This is a genomic window from Streptomyces sp. NPDC047085 (assembly GCF_040643735.1).
In the GTDB taxonomy this organism is placed as follows: Bacteria; Actinomycetota; Actinomycetes; order Streptomycetales; family Streptomycetaceae; genus Streptomyces.
Genome location: NZ_JBEYUW010000012.1, coordinates 253,363 through 271,777 on the forward strand (window position 1 = coordinate 253,363; position 18,415 = coordinate 271,777).

Annotated in this window: 13 protein-coding genes and 1 pseudogene; 10 read left to right on the forward strand and 4 right to left on the reverse strand. The window is 71.8% G+C overall.

Annotation, left to right across the window (positions count from 1 at the left end):
* Nucleotides 1-105: 105 nt before the first annotated feature.
* Both ABZ865_RS33205 and ABZ865_RS33210 read left to right on the forward strand, forming a co-directional pair.
* Nucleotides 106-1,383 carry a serine hydrolase domain-containing protein gene (locus ABZ865_RS33205; RefSeq protein WP_361238725.1) on the forward strand — a complete coding sequence of 426 codons (1,278 nt, stop codon included), beginning with the start codon at nt 106-108 and terminating at the stop codon, nt 1,381-1,383.
* A gap of 152 nt (nt 1,384-1,535) precedes the next feature.
* The gene (locus ABZ865_RS33210) at nt 1,536-2,768 is read left to right on the forward strand and encodes a cytochrome P450 (protein WP_361238728.1); all 1,233 of its coding nucleotides are present in this window, start codon (nt 1,536-1,538) and stop codon (nt 2,766-2,768) included.
* 118 nt (nt 2,769-2,886) lie between these two features.
* Here ABZ865_RS33210 and ABZ865_RS33215 read toward each other — a convergent pair.
* A pseudogene (locus ABZ865_RS33215) lies at nt 2,887-4,415 on the reverse strand (helix-turn-helix domain-containing protein).
* Between the two features lie 284 nt (nt 4,416-4,699).
* Here ABZ865_RS33215 and ABZ865_RS33220 point away from each other — a divergent pair.
* The 3 genes from ABZ865_RS33220 to ABZ865_RS33230 all read left to right on the forward strand — a co-directional run bounded on the left by ABZ865_RS33220 (nt 4,700) and on the right by ABZ865_RS33230 (nt 7,634).
* Nucleotides 4,700-5,320, forward strand: a complete 621-nt coding sequence (locus ABZ865_RS33220; RefSeq protein ID WP_361238731.1) for an L-threonylcarbamoyladenylate synthase — start codon at nt 4,700-4,702, stop codon at nt 5,318-5,320.
* 211 nt (nt 5,321-5,531) lie between these two features.
* Nucleotides 5,532-6,287: a dienelactone hydrolase family protein gene (locus ABZ865_RS33225; RefSeq protein ID WP_361238734.1), complete on the forward strand. Its 756-nt coding sequence runs from the start codon at nt 5,532-5,534 to the stop codon at nt 6,285-6,287.
* A gap of 150 nt (nt 6,288-6,437) precedes the next feature.
* Nucleotides 6,438-7,634, forward strand: a complete 1,197-nt coding sequence (locus tag ABZ865_RS33230; protein ID WP_361238737.1) for a glycoside hydrolase family 64 protein — start codon at nt 6,438-6,440, stop codon at nt 7,632-7,634.
* A 59-nt stretch (nt 7,635-7,693) separates the two neighbouring features.
* Here ABZ865_RS33230 and ABZ865_RS33235 read toward each other — a convergent pair whose 3' ends face one another.
* Nucleotides 7,694-10,087, reverse strand: coding sequence for a M4 family metallopeptidase (locus tag ABZ865_RS33235; protein WP_361238740.1), 2,394 nt, complete (start codon nt 10,085-10,087; stop codon nt 7,694-7,696).
* 500 nt (nt 10,088-10,587) lie between these two features.
* Between ABZ865_RS33235 and ABZ865_RS33240 the strand changes: the two genes are divergently transcribed.
* From ABZ865_RS33240 to ABZ865_RS33255, 4 genes are all read left to right on the forward strand, one after another.
* Entirely contained in the window at nt 10,588-11,382 is a 795-nt protein-coding gene (locus ABZ865_RS33240; RefSeq protein ID WP_361238743.1) for an oxidoreductase, read from the forward strand.
* A gap of 69 nt (nt 11,383-11,451) precedes the next feature.
* A complete protein-coding gene (locus ABZ865_RS33245; protein WP_361238746.1) occupies nt 11,452-12,954 on the forward strand; it encodes a metallophosphoesterase in 1,503 nt (500 codons plus the stop codon).
* Nucleotides 12,955-13,021: 67 nt separating this feature from the next.
* Entirely contained in the window at nt 13,022-14,050 is a 1,029-nt protein-coding gene (locus ABZ865_RS33250; RefSeq protein WP_361238749.1) for an LLM class flavin-dependent oxidoreductase, read from the forward strand.
* Nucleotides 14,051-14,141: 91 nt separating this feature from the next.
* On the forward strand, nt 14,142-14,327 hold the full coding sequence (locus tag ABZ865_RS33255) for a hypothetical protein (RefSeq protein ID WP_361238752.1): 186 nt from the start codon (nt 14,142-14,144) through the stop codon (nt 14,325-14,327).
* A 52-nt stretch (nt 14,328-14,379) separates the two neighbouring features.
* Here ABZ865_RS33255 and ABZ865_RS33260 read toward each other — a convergent pair whose 3' ends face one another.
* A complete protein-coding gene (locus ABZ865_RS33260) occupies nt 14,380-15,354 on the reverse strand; it encodes a TauD/TfdA family dioxygenase (RefSeq protein WP_361238755.1) in 975 nt (324 codons plus the stop codon).
* A gap of 212 nt (nt 15,355-15,566) precedes the next feature.
* On the opposite strand from ABZ865_RS33260, the gene ABZ865_RS33265 reads away from it, so the two are divergent.
* A complete protein-coding gene (locus tag ABZ865_RS33265; RefSeq protein ID WP_361238758.1) occupies nt 15,567-16,001 on the forward strand; it encodes a cupin domain-containing protein in 435 nt (144 codons plus the stop codon).
* A 19-nt stretch (nt 16,002-16,020) separates the two neighbouring features.
* On the opposite strand, the gene ABZ865_RS33270 is transcribed toward ABZ865_RS33265, so the two are convergent.
* Nucleotides 16,021-18,399: a SpoIIE family protein phosphatase gene (locus ABZ865_RS33270; RefSeq protein WP_361238761.1), complete on the reverse strand. Its 2,379-nt coding sequence runs from the start codon at nt 18,397-18,399 to the stop codon at nt 16,021-16,023.
* Nucleotides 18,400-18,415: the final 16 nt, after the last annotated feature.

Sequence of the window (18,415 nt, forward strand, 5' to 3'; positions counted from 1 at the left end):
GGTCGGCCGAGGGGCGCGGCGCGGTACGCGCTCCTATGCTGGGAGCTCAGGGCTCCGACATCCCGCCCGCCGCACGTCCGGCTCTCACGTGCTTGGAGTCAGCCCATGTCGCATACGTCCGCACGCCTGCGCAGGGGGGCCGTGGTCGCCGTCGCGGCGGGGACTCTCCTCGTGCCGCTCGCCGGTGCTCCCGCGGGGGCGGTGCCGGCCTCCACGCCTGCCGTGTCCGCCGCGCCCGCAGTGTCGGCCGTGTCCGCCGCGGATCCGCCCAGCCCCTCTCCCTCGGGCCCCGATGTCCGCGCCCTCACCCCGGCCGTGGCGCGCCAACTCGACGCCGCCGTACGGAACGTGATGCGCGAGGCGAACATCCCGGGGGTCACGGTCGGCATCTGGACTCCGGATCAAGGGACTTACGTCGGTTCGTTCGGGGTCGCCGACAAGAGCAATGGCCGGAGGATGAGCTCCGACCTGTACTCGCGTATCGGCAGCGAGACCAAGACGTTCACGGTGACCGCGCTGTTGCAGCTGGTGGATCAGGTCAGGGTGGGCCTGGACGATCCCATCGGCAGGTACGTGGCGGGCGTGCCCAACGGCGACACCATCACGCTGCGGCAGCTGGCCGGGATGCGCAGCGGGCTGTTCAACTACTCGGAGGACGACGACTTCTTCAAGGCGCTCACGTCCGACCCCCAACGCAGCTTCACGCCCCAGCAGTTGCTCGACTACTCCTTCCGGCACCCCGTGCTGTTCCAGCCGGGTCAGAAGTTCTCCTACAGCAACACCAACCTCATCCTGCTCGGCCTGGTCGTCGAGAAGCAGAGCGGTCAGCCGCTCGGTGACTACATCAGGCAGCACGTCACGGATCCCGCCGGCATGAAGCACACCCTGTTCCCGAGCGGCGCCGAGTTCCCGGAGCCGCACGCGCAGGGCTACACGAACCAGACGGCCGACGGCAAGGTCGCGGACGCGGCCGACTGGAACACCTCATGGGGCTGGGCGGCGGGCGCGATGATCTCGACCCTCGACGATCTGCGCGTATGGGCGCGCACGGTGGCGACCGGCCAGTTCCCGGACGGCAGACGGATGATCAGCGAGGCCACGCAGCAGCAGCGGCTGACCACCCCGGCGACGCCGATCCCGGGCGTCGGATACGGGCTGGGCATCTTCGACGTGCAGGGCTGGATCGGCCACAACGGCTCCCTGCCCGGCTACGAGTCCCTGACCGTCTATCTCCCGTCGGCACAGGCGACCCTCGTGGTCCTGCTCAACACCGACATCGACCACGACGGCCAGGAGCCGAGCACCCTGGTCGGCGAGGCCGTCACGAAGATCGTCTCCCCGGGCCACGTCTTCGACCTGCCGGCGGAGCCCGCCGCCAGGTGAGGCCCGAACTCGGCCGGTTTTCACGGCGGTTGGCGCTGGCGGCCCTTCTCCGCGATCCCGGGCCCGGTCACCATGTGTACGGAAACGCTCCGTCCGCACACGTGGAGCGGACCTGACCGCCTCGCAAGAGGGCCGACCAGCCCGGGAGATCCGTGACCGTCACCGACCGCATCGCCCTCGACCCGTTCGGCACCGACATCGTGGCGGAGTACGCCCGGCTGCGCGCGCTCGGCCCGGTCGTCCCCGTCGAACTGCCCGGCGGCATCCCCGCCTGGGCGCCCACACGACACGACGTCCTCAAGGACCTGATCCTCGATCCACTGGTCAGCAAGGACGCGCGGCGGCACTGGCGGCTGTGGCCGGAGACCGGCAGCCACCCGGCCTGGAGCTGGATCGTGAACTGGGTGGGCGTGGTCAACATGCTGTCCACCTACGGCCCCGACCACGTCCGGCTGCGCAAGCTGGTGGCGCCGAGCTTCACCCTGCGGCGCACGGAGGCGCTGCGCCCGCTCGTGGCCGCCGTCACCGCCGAGCTGCTGGACGCGCTGGAGGCGGAGGGCGCGGACGGCCGCGTGGTCGATCTGCGGCAGGGGCTCGCCCATCCGCTGCCGATGCGCGTGATCTGCGAGCTGCTCGGCGTTCCCGACGCGTTGCGGGCGGACGCCGCACGGCTGATCGCGGACGTCATGGACACCTCCGACCCGAGTCCCGAACACGCGGCGTCGGTGCACGAGCGGATCGGCACGGTGCTGGGCGCCCTGATCGAGGAGAAGGTGAGGAGGCCGGGCGACGACCTCACCACGGAGCTGATCCGGGTCCGGGACGAGGACGGCGACCGGCTCTCCGAGGAGGAGCTGCTGCACACCCTCCTGCTGGTGGTCGGCGCCGGTTTCGAGACCACGGTCAACCTCATCGGCAACGCGGTGGTCGCTCTGCTGGCGGACCCGGCGCAGTCGGCGGCGGTGCGCTCCGGCAAGGCCGACTGGGCGGCGGTGGTCGAGGAGACGCTGCGGGTGCATCCGTCGATCGCCGCGCTGCCGCTGCGGTTCGCGGTGGCGGACCTGAAGGTCGGGGACGTGACGATCCCGGCCGGGGACGCGATCGTCACGACGTACGCGGCCGCCGGTCTGGATCCCGCGCGGCACGGGCCGGACGCGGCCGTGTTCGACGCGGCGCGGGACGGCGGGGACCACCTGGCGTTCGGGGTCGGCGTGCACCGGTGTGTCGGTGCCCCCCTGGCGCGCATGGAGGCGCTGACGGCACTGCCGGCCCTGTTCGATCGCTTCCCGGGGCTGCGGCTGGCCGTCGGGCCCGGCGAGCTGCGGCATGTGCCGTCGTTCATCGCCCACGGCTGGCAGGAGGTGCCGGTCCTGCTGGGCGGCTGAGACAGGTGCGGGGCCTCGACCGGTCCCCCGATCCGGTCGTGCCCCGCGCAAGGCTGAACTTACGTGCGCTTCCCGGTGACGGGTATCGCGCCCATGCCTGCTCCGCGGCGGCGGGGACTCACCCGTGCACAGGTGAGTCCGCTTGGTCCCGCTTCGCCCCTCCGAGCACGGGTGCGGTGAGGGCTTCGGTGGCCAGGTGGGCGAGGACGACCTCGTACAGGTCGCTGCCGCCGGCCAGCAGCTCCCGTTCCAGGACGGGTTCGGCGGCGCGGACGTGCTCGCGCACGGTCTGGGCGTGGACGCCCAGCTCCCGGGCGGCGCGTTCGGCGTTCGCGTCGGCGGCGATCCAGGCCCGCAGGGTGCCGCGCAGGTCACGGCCGTCGCCGTCCAGGCGGCCGAGGAGGCCGCGGGCCCAGGCGCGCAGCGCGGCCGAGCCGAGCAGTTCGCCGAGCCCGGCGCGCCGCGCGGGTCGCGGGGACGTGGCGGCGGGGTCGTACGGGCCGTGCACCGCCTCGGTGGTGAGCGCGAGGCGGGCCGCGGCGCGCGTGGTGAGGTCGGTGAAGTCGATGCCGAGCAGCGTCTCCACGCGGTCCATGCGGGCGCGGACGGTGTTGCGGCTGACGCCGAGCACCTTGGCGGCGTTGACTGCGGTGAAGTCGAGACCCAGGCGGGTGGTGGCGAGGAGTTCGGCGCGGATGTGGTGGGGCAGGGTGTCGAGCGGGCGCAGCACCTCGGCGGACCAGGCGCGCAGGAGGTCCGGGTCCAGGAGCCGTTCGGGGTGGGTGCGTTCGGCGTAGACGGCGCTCTGGTCCGAGCGGAACCGGGCGACGGCGAGCGCGCTGACGGCCTGCCCGTAGGCGGTGGCGGTCCGGGCGAGGCCCTGGCGCAGGCTGCCGCCGAGGAAGGTGCCGGGCCGGCCGCCTACCAGGGACCGCAGCCGCTCCCCCGCCGCCGGTGCGGGGCTGACGACGATGACATGGCCGTCCATGGCGGGGCAGCGCACGACGAGCGCCTGGCCCTCGGTGAGGTCCCCGCACTCCTCCGCGAGCGCGTCGCGCTCGGCGGGAGCGCCCTCCACGACGTACACCCGGGTGCTGTCCTGTTCGAGCAGGCCCGGCCACAGGCCCGCGGCGACCCGGCGGGCGGAGACGACGTCCTCCACCATCAGCAGTTGCAGGATCGCCAGCCGAAGGTCGGCCGAGGCGCGCCGCAGCCGGCGCCCGGCGTCCGTCAGCTCCTGTTCCCTGAGCAGGAGTTCGAGCACCCCTGCGGTGCGCAGCACGATCTCGCCGGCGCGCCTGTCGAAGGGTGCCGAGCGGGCCACCGCCAGCACCGCTCCCGCCCCCGGGCCCCCTGCCGCGTGGCGCAGACCGACGAGGCGGACTCCTGCAGGGCGGCCGAGGAGATCCGGCCGGCGACCACGTCGGCGACCACCGTGCCGTCGAGCGGCAGGGGCCCGCCGGCCAGGAGCCCGCCCCGCGCGTCCTGGAGGCAGACCGACGCCCGCACGGTCCGCTCCAGCCAGCTGACCACCCGGCGCGGGTCGCGGCCCGCGGGGCGCAGATGGTCGAGCAGTTGCTCCGCCCAGGCGGTGTCGCTGTCGTGCGGTTGCCGGGTGTGGGGGCCCTCGTCGGCTCGGCCGGCCACGTCGTCCTTCTCCTTGTCGTCGGGTTGACCTCGGTGTTCGACGAAGGACGTTACCCGAGAGCCGGCCCGGACGCCCCGGGCGCCGGGGCAGGTCTCCGCCGGCCGCCCTGAGAGGGGGGCGGGCCGCCGGCGGAGACACGGCAACCCTGAGCGGGGGGGAGCCCGGGCGCCTCATCCGTCGGATGCCCCGGAATCCGCGCCGCACACCGGTCGATTCCGGCGCGTGGGGTGACAGGGGCCGAAGCTGCGGGTGCGGCGCCCGGTCCACGGCATAAGCTCGGTGAATGGCGAAGTACTTCGACGTGCACCCCGAGAACCCGCAGCCGCGCAGCATCGCCCAGATCGCCGACGCGGTGCGCTCGGAGGCACTCATCGCATACCCCACCGATTCCTGCTACGCGCTGGGCTGCCGCCTGGGCAGCCGGGACGGCATCGACCGGATCCGCTCGATCCGCCGGCTCGACGACCGGCACCACTTCACGCTGATGTGCCGGGACTTCGCGCAGCTCGGCCAGTTCGTCCGGGTCGACAACGACGTGTTCCGCGCGGTGAAGGCGTCCACCCCCGGCAGCTACACCTTCATCCTGCCCGCCACCCGCGAAGTGCCGCGCATGCTGCAGCACCCCAAGAAGAAGACCGTGGGTGTGCGCATCCCCGACCATGTCGTCACCCAGGCGCTGCTGGCCGAGCTGGGCGAGCCGCTGCTGTCCAGCACGCTGCTGCTGCCGGACGAGAAGGAACCGCTGACCCAGGGCTGGGAGATCAAGGACCGGCTCGACCACGTCGTCGACGCGGTGGTGGACTCCGGGGACTGCGGCACCGAGCCGACCACGGTCATCGACTTCTCCGGCGGCGAGGCGGAGATCGTGCGGCGGGGCGCCGGGGACACCACACGGTTCGAGTGAGGGACACGGGCGGCCGGATCGGCGTGGCCGAGAGACAGGGACAGCCGACCCGGCGCGGCCGAGAGACAGGGACGGCCGACCCGGCGCGGCCGAGGGACCAGGGCGGCAGGCCCGGCGCGGCGGTGTGGATCTTGCGTGGCAGCATGAGAGACGCACGCGGCACCGGGGCGCACCCACCTCCGGCCGCTGATTCCTCAGGAGGCTTCTCACCATGACCGCCGTACAGGGAACAGACGTCGACATCCGCACCGAGGACGGCGTGGCCGACGCCTACGTCGCCCACCCCGCCGACGGGAAGCTGCACCCCGGCGTGCTGCTCTACCAGGACGCCTACGGACTGCGCCCGCAGCTGAGGGCCATGGCCGACCGGCTCGCGGGCGCCGGTTACACGGTCCTGGTGCCGAACGTCTTCTACCGGCACGGCCGCACCCCGATCGGGGAGCTTCCCGCATTCATCGACCCCGCGGCGGACCCGACCATCTGGGAGCGGATCTCCCCGGTCATGGCCTCGCTCACCCCCGAGCAGACCGAGCGGGACGCTGACGCCTATCTGGGCTGGCTGGCCGACAGCCCCCTGGTCGCCGACGGCCCGGTCGCGCTGACGGGTTACTGCATGGGCGCCCGGCTGGCGCTGCGCACGGCGGCCACTCATCCCGAGCGGGTGGCGGCCGCGGCCGGCTTCCACGGCGGCCGGCTGGCCACCGACGCCCCGGACAGCCCGCACCTGGGCGCCGAACACATCGGCGCGGAGCTGTACTTCGGCCACGCCGACCAGGACCCGTCCATGCCCGAGGAGCAGATCCGGCGCCTGGAGGACGCGCTCACCAAGGCCGGCGTACGGCACACCACCGAGGTCTACCCGGGTGCGGGCCACGGCTACAGCCAGGCGGACACCCCCGCCTACGACCGCGAGGCCGACGAGCGGCACTGGGCGGCACTGCTCGATCTGCTCAGCCGCACGTTCTGAGATCCCGCCGACGCCCGACCCACCGGGAGCGGCGTCGGCCGGATCCGTCCCACTCATTGACATGTCCGCGCCCCGCCCGCACGCTGAGAGCGCTCTCAAACAGGTACGGACCAACATCCGTACGACCCCGACCCCACACGGAGGTGGAGAGTGCCCCACACCATCACCCGGCCCACGCTGCCGCTCGTGGCCGCGACCGCCCTGGTCGGCGCAGTGCTCGCGCTGGGCACACCGGATCCCGCCGACGCCGCCGTCCCCGACACCATCCCCCTGAAGATCACCAACAACTCCGGCCGCGGCCCGGTGTACGTCTACGACCTCGGTACCCAACTGTCCACGGGACGGCAGGGCTGGGCCGACGCGAACGGCACCTTCCACGCCTGGCCGGCCGGCGGGAATCCGCCGACTCCCGCACCCGACGCGTCCATGGCCGGACCGGCCCCGGGGCAGTCGACGACCATCCGGATACCGAAGTTCTCCGGCCGGATCTACTTCTCCTACGGCCAGAAGCTCGACTTCCGGCTCACCACCGGCGGGCTGGTGCAGCCGGCCGTGCAGAACCCGTCCGACCCCAACCGCAACATCCTGTTCAACTGGTCGGAGTACACGCTGAACGACGGGGGGCTGTGGCTCAACAGCACCCAGGTCGACATGTTCTCGGCGCCGTACGCGGTCGGCGTACAGCGGGCCGACGGCAGTGTGAGCAGCACCGGGCACCTCAAGTCCGGCGGCTACACCGGCTTCTTCAACGCACTGCGCGCACAACCGGGCGGCTGGGGCAACCTGATCCAGACCCGCTCCGACGGCACCGTGCTGCGCGCCCTGTCCCCGCTGTACGGCGTGGAGACCGGAGCGCTGCCCGCGAACGTGATGGCCGACTACGTGGGCCGGGTGTGGCAGAAGTACTCGACGTCGACCCTGACCGTCACGCCGTTCGCCGACCAGCCGAACACCCGGTACTTCGGCCGGGTCTCGGGGAACGTCATGAACTTCACGGACTCCTCCGGCAGGCTCGTCACGAGCTTCCAGAAGCCGGACGCGGACAGCGTCTTCGGCTGCCACAAGCTGCTGGACGCGCCCAACGACGCCGTGCGGGGCCCCATCTCCCGTACGCTGTGCGCCGGTTACAACCGCTCCACCCTGCTGACCAATCCGAACCAGCCGGACACCTCGGCAGCGAACTTCTACCGGGACGCGGTGACCAACCAGTACGCGCGCGCCGTCCACGCCCAGATGGCCGACGGCAAGGCGTACGCGTTCGCCTTCGACGACGTCGGCCACCAGGAGTCGCTGGTGAACGACGGCAGCCCGCGGCAGGCGTATCTGACGCTGGATCCGCTGAGCTGACATGCCGCGGTCCCGCACGCGGACGGCTTCCGCGTGCGGGACCGTGAGCTGGTACGGGGTCAGCCGGTCGTGAGGGAGGTGTCGTCCACCACGAAGCTGGTCTGCAGCGAGACGTCCTCGACGCCGTTGAACTTCAGCGTGAACGTCGTACCCGCCAGCGAGGACAGGTCGAAGGACTTCTGGCTGTAGCCGGAGGCCGCGTTGAGGTTCGAGTAGGTCGCCAGGGTCTTCGAACCGGCCGTCACCGTCAGCTTGTCGTACTGCGTGCTGGCGGTGGTCTCGTCGGTGTCGATGTGCAGGTAGAAGGTCAGGGTCGCCTTGCAGCCCGCGGGGATGGTCACCGACCGGGACAGGGTGTCGGTGTGCGAGGTGCCGTAACCGTCCAGCCAGGCCTTGTAGGAACCGCCGTGGGCGGCCTCACCCGGGTCGTTGGTGATGACACCGCTCGTCGCCGTCCAGCCGGTGCTGCCCGACTCGAAGCCGGGGTTGGTCAGCAGCTGGGTCGGGGTGCAGCCGCCGCCGACCGGGTTGACCGTCCAGCTGAAGGTCGCGGTGCCGGTCGCGCCGGTGGAGTCGGTCACCGTGACCGTGGTGCTGGAGGTGCCCGCGGCGGTCGGTGTGCCGGTGATCAGACCCGTCGAGCTGTTGATGGACAGACCTGCCGGGAGCCCGGAGGCGCTGTAGGTCAGGGCACCGGCGTTGGTGCTGCTCGCCTGGATCTGCAGGCTGACCGCCGTGCCGACGGTGGAGGTCTGGCTGCCCGGGTTGGTGACCGTCACCCCGTTGGCGGGCGGGTTGATGTGGCCGCCCACGTTGATGCCGGCGAAGGCGTTGCCCACGCCCGCGTACTGGGCGGAGTTGGTGCCGTAGAGCGCGGCTGCCGCGTTGAGGGCCGCGGTGCGGGCGCCGGCGTAGTTGGTGCTCGACGTCATGTACGTCGTCAGCGCCTTGTACCAGATCTGCAGGGCGGCGGCCCGGCCGATGCCGGTGACGGCGACGCCGTCGGAGGTCGGGCTGTTGTAGGTCACACCGTTGATGACCTTGGTGCCACTGCCCTCGGAGAGCAGGTAGAACATGTGGTTCGCCGGACCCGAGGAGTAGTGCACGTCGAGGTTGCCGACCCCGGAGTACCAACTGTCGGCGGACCCGCCGTCCTTGCTCGGCTTGTCCATGTAACGCAGCGGCGTGCCGTCGCCGTTGATGTTGATCTTTTCGCCGATGAGGTAGTCGCCGACGTCGTTGGAGTTGTTGGCGTAGAACTCCACGCCGGTACCGAAGATGTCGGAGGTGGCCTCGTTCAGGCCGCCCGACTCACCGCTGTACTCGAGGCCCGCGGTGTTCGAGGTGACACCGTGGCTCATCTCGTGTCCGGCGACGTCCAGCGAGGTCAGGGCGTGGGTGCCGCCCGAGCCGTCGCCGTAGGTCATGCAGAAGCAGCTGTCGTCCCAGAAGGCGTTGACGTAGTTGCTGCTGTAGTGGACCCGGCTGTAGGCGGCGACGCCGTCGTTGCGGATGCCGCTGCGGCCGAAGGTGTTCTTGTAGAAGTCCCAGGTCTCCTGCGCGCCGTAGGCGGCGTCGGCGCCCGCGGTGACCGCGTTGGAGCCGGTGCCGTCTCCCCACACGTCGTTCGTGCTGGTGAAGAGGGTGCCGGTGCCGGACGTACCGTGGTTCAGGTTGTACGTCTTGTGGCTGCCGCGCGTGGTGTCGTTCAGCTGGTACGTCGAGCCCGACAGCGTGGTGGTGAGCGTCACCGTGCCGCTGTACTGGGTGTTGCCGGTACCGGTCTTGACCGCCTGGTAGCGGTACAGCTCCGCTCCGGTGGTGGCGTCGGTGATGACGTGCAGCTGGCTGGGCGTGCCGTCGTCCTGGAGGCCGCCGACCACGGTCTCCCAGGCGAGCTTCGGGGTACCGCTGCCGGCCCAGATCACCTTGCGGGCGCTGTCCGTGGTGGGCTTCTGGGCGTCGAGGGCCTTCGCGGCCTTGAGCGCCTTGGTCTGGGCGGCGGACTTGGTGAAGGTCGCGGTGGTGGAGGCGACCTTGATCTTGTGCTTGTTGTTGTAGGTGGTGCTCACCGTGCCCTTGGCCAGCGAGGCGGGCGGGGTGTGCACGACCAGGTCGCCGCCGAGGACGGGAAGACCGGCGTAGGTGCGCTCGTAACGGGTGTGCAGGGTGCCGTCGTTGTCCTTGACCACGTCCCTGACGACCAGCTTCTCCTTGGCGCCGAGCCCGAGGGTGCGGGCGGTCGCGCCCGTGTTGTCCTTTGCGCTCTTGATCAGCGCGGAGTGCTGGGCGGGGGTGAGCTTGGCCTCAAGCCCTCCGGTACGGAGCGGGCTGGGGTGGAGCCCTGCGGGCTTGGCGTTCGCCGGGACCGACTGGATACCGACGGCGAGGAAGGCCGCGGTGGAGACCAGTGCGGCTCCGATCGTGGCCCGTCTGTGGGGAAGACGTCTCACTCGTACTCCTCCTGCTGCGACCGCCGGTTCGCGGCCGGTGACAGACCGGGCAGACGGGTGTGCTGCCCGGACGAGCTGAGCTGTGCGGGAACCTGATCCGTTGCGCACACCGGGGAGGATCTGTGTGCGGAGGGAGGATTGCAGTTTTGACTAGCGCATGTCAGCCACGTCGGAGGCAATCGAGGGTTTTCCCTATACCACGCGATGCGAGTGGGACGACTGGGGCGTTTCCCCCGCGCCGTACGCGTCCGCGTGGTGCGGAAGTGGCCACGGTGGCCCGCTTCCGGTCCCCCTGCGCTGAAGACCGGGCGTGGGCGGAGCGCGGCGGGCCTCGCTGGGTCCGCGCCGTCGCGAGCGTGACGCTCACCGTGGGCGAGCTGCTGCGCCGTTCGGACCGGCCCTGCCGATCCTCTCAGGCCGGGAGAGGCGCTCCTACCCGGCTGACGGGCCGGTTCCGCCTAGTCTCCGCGTATGCGTTGATCAACCACAAAAGGAGCGTCATGGACCTTCAGCTCAAGGACAAGGTCGTCGTCGTCACCGGGGCGAGCAAGGGCATCGGCCTCGCCATCGCCGACGGGTTCGCCCGTGAGGGCGCACGTGTCGTCGCCGGCAGCCGGAGCATCACCCCCGAACTCGAAGCGCTCCGTGAGAACTACGGCGTCACCGCGGTCCCGGTCGACCTGTCGACCGAGGACGGCCCGAACACACTCGTCCGGATCGCGGTGGACCAGTACGGCAGGATCGACGTCCTGGTCAACAATCTGGGTACCGCGACGTCCCGGCCGAGCTTCCTGGACATCGACGACGCCGAGTGGCAGCGGATCTTCAACATGACGCTGTTCAGCGCGGTCCGGGCCAGCCGGGCCGCGCTGCCTCATCTCCTGGACGCCGGCGAGAGTTCCATCATCAACATCAGCTCCATCAACGCGCGGCTGCCCTTCCCCATGGTCGTGGACTACTCCGCGGCCAAGGCCGGGCTGACCAGCCTGACCAAGTCGCTGTCCGAGGAGTTCGCCCCGCGTGGCGTCCGGGTCAACGCGATCGCCCCGGGCCCGGTCCGCACGCCCTTCTGGACCGCACCGGGCGGCTTCGCCGATGCCACGGCGGCCGAGGCCGGCACCACCGCCCAGGAAGCGATGGATGTGGTCGTTCCGCAGAGCATGGGCATCTCCACCGGGCGGATCACCGAAGCCCGCGAAGTCGCCGACCTGACCCTCTTCCTCGCCTCGCCGCTCGCCGGCAACATCACGGGAGCCGAGTTCACGATCGACGGGGGCCAGGTCAAGACGGTGTGATCGGCGATCTGGCATGGTGTCAGGCCCCGCCCTCCCGCCGGTGATCGGTGCGTTGTTACCGTGCACCGCGTGTCTGACTCCTCACGCGATACCGCGCAGGGTGCCGGCTGGGGCTCGGCCGAGCCCGGCGCCTACAAGCAGCTCATGCCGGACCACGTCGAGAAGCTGTCGTGGCTGAATCCGAGAACCCTGTGGGCGGCCCGCAACGGGGTGCTGGCGTCGTGGTTCGGCGATCCGACGGGCCGGACCCGCAGCCGCTGGGTGGCCCGGCGGGCCGCGGCCGGGGCGCCCGCCGACAAGGTGATCCGGCGAGAGGTCCCGGACCGGTTCTCCTTCATGGTCATCGGGGACACCGGCGAGGGCGATGACTCCCAGTACTGCGTCGTACCAGGCTTCCTGACTGCGAGTCAGAACACGGACTTCGCGGTGATCGCGAGCGACGTGATCTACCCCGTGGGCAGCGCGGACGACTACGGCACCAAGTTCTTCCGGCCGTACCAGGACTATCCGGCGCCGATATACGCGATACCCGGCAACCACGACTGGTACGAGGACCTCGGCGCGTTCATGCGCGTCTTCTGCGCCGACACCCCGCCCCTCGACCCGGAGCCCGCCCCGCGGCCGCTCACCCCCGCCTGGTGGCGGGCCGTCCTGTGGCGAAGGCCCCGCCCCACGGACGAGCAACGCCTCGCCGAGGCACGGAAGTTGCGTTCCCTGCCCGGGCAGCAGGCCGAACAGCCCGGCCCCTACTGGGCGATCGACGCGGGTCCCGTACGGATCGTGGGCATCGACACCGGGCTGCTGGGCACCATCGACGCCGAACAGGGCGCCTGGCTGCGGGAGGCGTCCCGGGGGCCGAAGCCGAAGATCCTGATCACCGGCTCGCCGCTGTACGTGGACGGTGAGCACCACCCGTGCGCCATCGAGGGCGGCGGCACCGTCGACGACGTCGTCCGCGACCCCGAGCACCACTACGTGGCCGCGATCGGCGGTGACATCCACAACTACCAGCGCTATCCGGTCGACGTGGCCGGCCGCACCATCCAGTACGTGGTCGCGGGCGGCGGCGGCGCGTTCATGCACGCCACGCACACCGTCCCCCGGATCTCCGTCGCGAACGTCACCGAGCGGGACTTCCGCTGCTACCCCCTGCGCGGCGACTCGCTCGCCTTCTACAGCCGCCTGTACGCCCGCCGGCTGGGCCTGCGCCGCTTGTTCACCCTCACCGAGGCCGAGGCGACGGCCGTGATCGCCGAGTACCTCGGCATCGACACGGGCCGAGCCCCGGGGCCGGACATCCGGGTGACCCGGCGCATGCGTCTGGCCGCGAGCCTGCTGGGCGCCGGCGGCGACCCGGACCGCACCTCCCGGGTCCGGCTCCCGGTCCGCAAGCTCTACGCCAAGCTCTTCTCGCCGGGCTCGGCCACGTACAGCCCGCCGTTCTTCAAGTCCTTCCTGCGGCTGGACGTCACACCGGAGGCCGTGCGGCTGCGCTGCCTCGCCGCGACGGGAAACCGGGCACAGGAACTCGATCCGCCGGTCGAGGACGAGGTCATCATCCCGTTCGACTGATCACACGGTTGTCACACTCGCCTGCGAGAATCGACGGGGACGTCACGTACGACCGCTGGAGGAGCCCGTGCCGACCACTGCCCGCCCGCTCCGCAAGCTGGGCTTCCTCACCATCGGTCTGTTCGACCCGGCCGATCCGGGGCGGGGCCACGAGTCCACGCTGGAGATCATCGAGCTGGGCGAGCGGCTGGGCTTCGACAGCGCCTGGGTCCGCCACCGGCACCTGCAGCACGGCATCTCCTCGCCGGTCGCGGTGCTGGCGGCGGCCTCGCAGCGCACCCGGCGCATCGAGCTGGGCACCGCGGTGATCCCGCTGGGCTGGGAGAACCCGCTGCGCCTCGCCGAGGATCTCGCGACCGTCGACGTCCTGTCCGGCGGCCGCCTGAACCCGGGCGTCAGCGTGGGCCCCCCGATGCACTTCGAGCAGGTCAAGGACGCCCTGTATCCGGACACCGCGGACGCCGAGGACTTCGGGTACACGCGGGTGCGACGGCTGCTGGACTTCGTCCGCGGCACGCCGGCCAGCCACTTCAGCGGGGTGGAGGGGTTCGAGGTCTTCTCGGACGTGGTCCAGCCGCACTCCCCCGGGCTCGGCCGGCGGCTGTGGTACGGCGGCGGCAGCCTCGGCTCGGCGCGCTGGGCGGGCGAGCACGGCATGAACTTCCTGACCAGCAGCGTGGTCAAGGCCGAGGACCAGGAGGGACCGCATGACTTCGCCCAGATCCAGCTGTCCCTCATCCGCGCGTTCCGCGCCCACCACCCCGACGGGGACGCGGCCCGCGTGTCCCAGGGCCTGGTGGTGATCCCCACCGACTCCGCGAGCCCCGAGCAGCGCGCCAGGTACGAGAAGTACGCGGCCGAACGCCTGCCCCGTACGGCAGCCCCACAGGGCCCCGCGCGGCTGCTGTTCGCGCCGGACCTCGTCGGCACCTCCGACGAGATCGCCGAGCGGCTGCGCACGCACGCCGCGTTCCGCGAGATCGACGAGGTGGCGTTCGCGCTGCCGTTCACCTTCGCGCACGAGGACTACGTCCAGATCCTGACCGACATGGCGACGAAGCTGGGCCCGGCGCTGGGGTGGCGGTCGGCGGGCTGATCTCTCATGTCGCCGAGACCTTGATCCCCGTGGATGCGCGGGGTGATGCTGTCGACACCCGTGGGGAGCGGGCAGCCGACAGGGGGGAATCATGAGCGAACAGCAGATGAGCGACCGCGAGATGTGGGCGAGCCTCGCCGGCATCGCGGGCATCATCGCCCTCTGGGTGTCGTTCTTCCTGGGCATGCCGCTCTGGCTGACGCTGCCGGCGGTGCTCGTGCTGGTCGTCAGCATCCCCGTGGTCTGGATCGAGCAGAAGAAGCGCGGGCACCGCTGAGGCGTTGTCGTCCGGGCCGGGCGGCCGAGGTGGTACGACCGCCCGTCTCCGGTCACCAGCGACCCGGCTCCGGACCGGTGACCGGCTCGGACGGCCTGCCGTCCACGCCCACCGGTATGTCGCCCGCCAGCATCACCCGGTGCATGATGCGCGGGAAGTCCAGGTGGGCGTTGTCGCTGGGGGCGAGGTGGATGGTGGCCCGGTTGTCCCAGAAGGCGACGCTGCCGGGCTCCCAGCGGAAGCGGACCGTGTACTCGGGGCGGACGGCCTGCTCCACCAGCATCTCCAGGATCGCCGCGCTCTCCGGGCGGGAGAGGCCGACGATCTCCTCCACGTAGTAGCCGTTGACGAACAGCACCCGCTCCCCCGTCTCCGGGTGCACCCGCACCAGGGGATGGACGGAGACGACCTGGTGGTCGAGGAGCCGGCGGGCGTACGCGTCGTCGCCGGGCCGGGGCTGGTATCCGACGCCGAGCCGGTGCTCGGCGCGCAGCCCGTCCACGAAGGCACGGACCGGCTCCGACAGCCCGGCATAGGCGGCGGCCAGGTTGGCCCAGGTGGTGTCGCCGCCGTAGGGCGGTACGGTCTCGGCCCGCAGGATCGTCGCGGCCGGCGGGTCGATGCGGCTCCCGTAGTCGCAGTGCCAGCCGCGCAGCAGGGTGTGCCGGCGCCGGTGCAGCCACTCGTCGCGCTCCATGCCGTATCGTCCGGCGAGTTCCATCCGGTCGGCGGTCGTCTCGACCTCGGGGAAGCCCGGCGGTGAGTGCGGACCGCGGCGCGGCAGCACGACCGGCTCACCGAAGCGGCGGGCGAACGCGAGATGCGCGGCGTGGTCCAGCTCCTGTCCCCGGAAGAACACCACCTTCCAGCGCAGCACCGCCCGCCTGATCAGCGCGACCACGGTGTCGTCCAGCGGTTCGGCGAGGTCGACACCGGTGATCTCGGCGCCGATGTGCCCGGCGACCGGTTTCACCTCCACGCCCTCGACGCGCTCCGTCTGATCCGCAGGGGCCCTGTGCGTCGTCATGCGCGCTCCGATGCTCGTCTGCTCGTCGGTACCGGCTCCACGCACGATCGTGACACCCCCGGCCCTCACCCGGCGAACTCCCGTCGACCAAGGCGCAGGCACCCCGGGCGCCGACGGATTGTGCCGTTCCGGCCCCAACCGCCGTGCGGGGCCCCTATGTTCACGGCGGCAGTCGATCTCCGTCCGTGTTCCCGGATTCCTGGAGGCTTCCCATGCGCACCCTGCTCCGTTCCGCGATAGCCGGGGCGGTGGCCGCCGGCACGCTGCTGACCTGCGGCACCGCCCACGCCACCCCCGCCGGACCGGGTGTCACCGCCCGGCTGATCAGCCAGACCACCATCGGTGACACCGACTACGTCGTCCGGGAGATCACGGTCCCGCCGGGCCAGAGCACCGGCTGGCACTACCACGACGGTCCGGTCTACGGGTACGTCCGCCAGGGCACCCTCACCCACTTCCACTCCGACTGCGCCCAGGACGGCCGGTACCGCGCCGGGCAGACCGTGCGCGAGCCGAGCGGGCCGGACGAGGTCCACCTCGGCGCCAACCTCGGGGACACGCCGCTGGTCCTCGACGTGCTGTACGTCCTGCCGCACGGCTCGCCGTACGCCGAGTCGGTGCCGAACCCGGGCTGCTCCTTCGAGTGATCCGCCGGCCCGCGCGGGGTCAGGTGCCGGGCAGCGGCTGTTCCGCCCAGATCGTCTTGCCGCTGCTCGTCTGCCTGCTGCCCCAGCGCTGGGTGAGCTGGGCGACCAGCAGCAGTCCGCGGCCGCCCTCGTCGTAGGCGTGGGCCCGGCGCAGGTGCGGTGAGGTGGAACTGGCGTCGGAGACCTCGCAGATGAGTGCGCGGTCGCGGATCAGGCGCAGCCTGATGGGCGGTTCGCCGTAGCGGATGGCGTTGGTGACGAGTTCGCTGACGACGAGTTCGGTGACGAAGGAGGCCTCCTCCAGGCCCCAGACGGCGAGTTGGTCGGTGGCCGCCTGCCGGAAGTGGGCGACCTGGGCGGGGTCGGGCGGCACGTCCCAGGTGGCGACGCGGTCGCTGCCGAGGGCGCGGGTGCGGGCCAGCAGCAGGGCCACGTCGTCGCCGGGCCGGTCGGGCAGGACGGCCTTGAGAATGGTGTCGGCGAGCGCGTCCAGGGAGTTGTGGGGCGTGTCGAGGGCGCGGCGCAGTTCGTCGTCGGCGCGGTCGACGTCCCGGTCGTCCCCGTCGACGTCCCGGTCGTCGCGGCCCTCGAGCAGGCCGTCGGTGTAGAGGGCGACGACGGATCCTTCGGGCAGTTCCAGTTCCGTGGCCTCGAAGGGCAGCCCGCCGATGCCGAGGGGTGGTCCGGCGGTCATGGGGACGAACTCGGCGGGGATACCGGGCAGTACGAGCGCGGGCGCGGGGTGGCCGGCGGCGGCGAGGGAGAGGTGGCGGGAGACGGGGTCGTAGACGGCGTACAGACAGGTGGCGCCGAGTTCGGCGACCTCCTGGCCGCCCTCCTCCTCGGTGCCCAGGTGGGTGACGAGGTCGTCGAGGTGGGTGAGCAGTTCGTCTGGGGGCAGGTCGACGTCGGCGAGGGTGCGTACGGCCGTGCGCAGCCGGCCCATGGTGGCCGAGGACTGGATGCCGTGGCCGACCACGTCGCCGACGACGAGCGCGACCCGGCTGCCGGAGAGCGGGATCACGTCGAACCAGTCACCGCCGATCCCGGCCTGCGAGCCGCACGGCAGATACCGGTGGACGACGTCGACGGCGGCCTGTCCGGGCAGTCCGCCCCGGGGCAGCAGGCTGTGCTGGAGGGCGTGGGCGGTGCTGCGCTCGCGGGCGAAGCGGCGGGCGTTGTCGATGCAGACGGCGGCCCGGCTGCCGAGTTCCTCGGCGAAGACGGCGTCGTCGGGGGCGTAGGCGTTCGGGTGGGTCAGGCGGACACAGATCGCGACGCCCAGCGTGGTGCCGCGGGCGCGGAGCGGGATCGCGATCAGGGAGTGGACGCCCTCGCGGTAGGCGCGGCCCTCGGGCGAGCGCAGGTTGCGCTCCTCGAGCCACAGGTCGAACTCGGGGTCGCCGGCGTGGCTGAGGACCACTTTGCCCTCGCGCAGGGCGCGGTCGGGCGCCGAGGGCGGCTCGTAGACGTGGGTCTCGCCCAGGGGGATGGCGGCACCGGGGGCGCCCTCCCGGGTGGAGCCGTGGGCGACGCGGCGCAGGACGGCGCCACGGTGCGGGAGGGACGGCGGCTCGGCCTCTCCGAGGACCCAGTCGAGCAGGTCGACGCCGGCGAAGTCGGCGTACTGGGGGACGAGGAGGTCGACCACTTCCTCGGCGGTGCGGACGACGTCCAGCGTGGTGCCGATGCTGGTGGCCGCCTCGTTCAGCAGGGCCAGGCGGCGCCGGGCCCAGTACTGCTCGCTGCTGTCGAACGCGGCCAGGGCGACGGCGGTCAGCTCGCCCGAGCCGTCGCGCAGGGGCCACATCTCGATGCTCCAGGCGTGGTCCCGGTGCAGGGCGGGGGCGTCGGTGAAGCTCTCGTAGCGCAGGGGCTGCCCGGTCTCGGCGACCTGGCGCAGATGGTCCAGGAAGCCGTGGGTGTGCACGGTGTCCTCGACGGTCTCCGCGAGGTGGCGGCCGAGCAGCGCTTCCTCGCTCTGGCCGAGGACCTGGCAGGCGACGTCGTTGGCGCGCAGGTAGTGCTGCCGCAGGTCGAAGACGGACATGCACATGGACGCCTGCTGGAAGGCGTCGGCGGCCACGGCGGTGCCGGACGGGCGGGGCGGGCGGGGCGGTTCGGCGGTGACCACGTGTCCGGCCGGTTCGCCGTCGGGGCCGAGGACGGGGCAGGCGGTGAGGGCCAGCTCGATCCGGTGCCCGTCGCGGTGGCGCAGGGCGACGGTGCCGGAGCGGGCGGCGAGGGTGGCGGCCGGTACGTCCTCGGCGAGCAGGTCCGTCGCCGGCCGCCCGACGACCTCCCCCGCCGGGTGGCCCGTGAGCTGCTGCGCGCCCGCGCTCCACCCGGTCACCCTGCCGTGGGCATCGATGATCGCCGCGGCCGCGACATGCTCCATAGCGTCAAGGATGATC

Bases quoted from the DNA above. Each gene is read 5' to 3' on its own strand.
- ABZ865_RS33265 (WP_361238758.1), top strand. From the start codon at position 15,567: ATGCGCACCCTGCTCCGTTCCGCGATAGCCGGGGCGGTGGCCGCCGGC.
- ABZ865_RS33260 (WP_361238755.1), bottom strand. From the start codon at position 15,354: ATGACGACGCACAGGGCCCCTGCGGATCAGACGGAGCGCGTCGAGGGC.
- ABZ865_RS33255 (WP_361238752.1), top strand. From the start codon at position 14,142: ATGAGCGAACAGCAGATGAGCGACCGCGAGATGTGGGCGAGCCTCGCC.
- ABZ865_RS33220 (WP_361238731.1), top strand. From the start codon at position 4,700: ATGGCGAAGTACTTCGACGTGCACCCCGAGAACCCGCAGCCGCGCAGC.
- ABZ865_RS33225 (WP_361238734.1), top strand. From the start codon at position 5,532: ATGACCGCCGTACAGGGAACAGACGTCGACATCCGCACCGAGGACGGC.
- ABZ865_RS33270 (WP_361238761.1), bottom strand. From the start codon at position 18,399: ATGGAGCATGTCGCGGCCGCGGCGATCATCGATGCCCACGGCAGGGTG.
- ABZ865_RS33240 (WP_361238743.1), top strand. From the start codon at position 10,588: ATGGACCTTCAGCTCAAGGACAAGGTCGTCGTCGTCACCGGGGCGAGC.
- ABZ865_RS33205 (WP_361238725.1), top strand. From the start codon at position 106: ATGTCGCATACGTCCGCACGCCTGCGCAGGGGGGCCGTGGTCGCCGTC.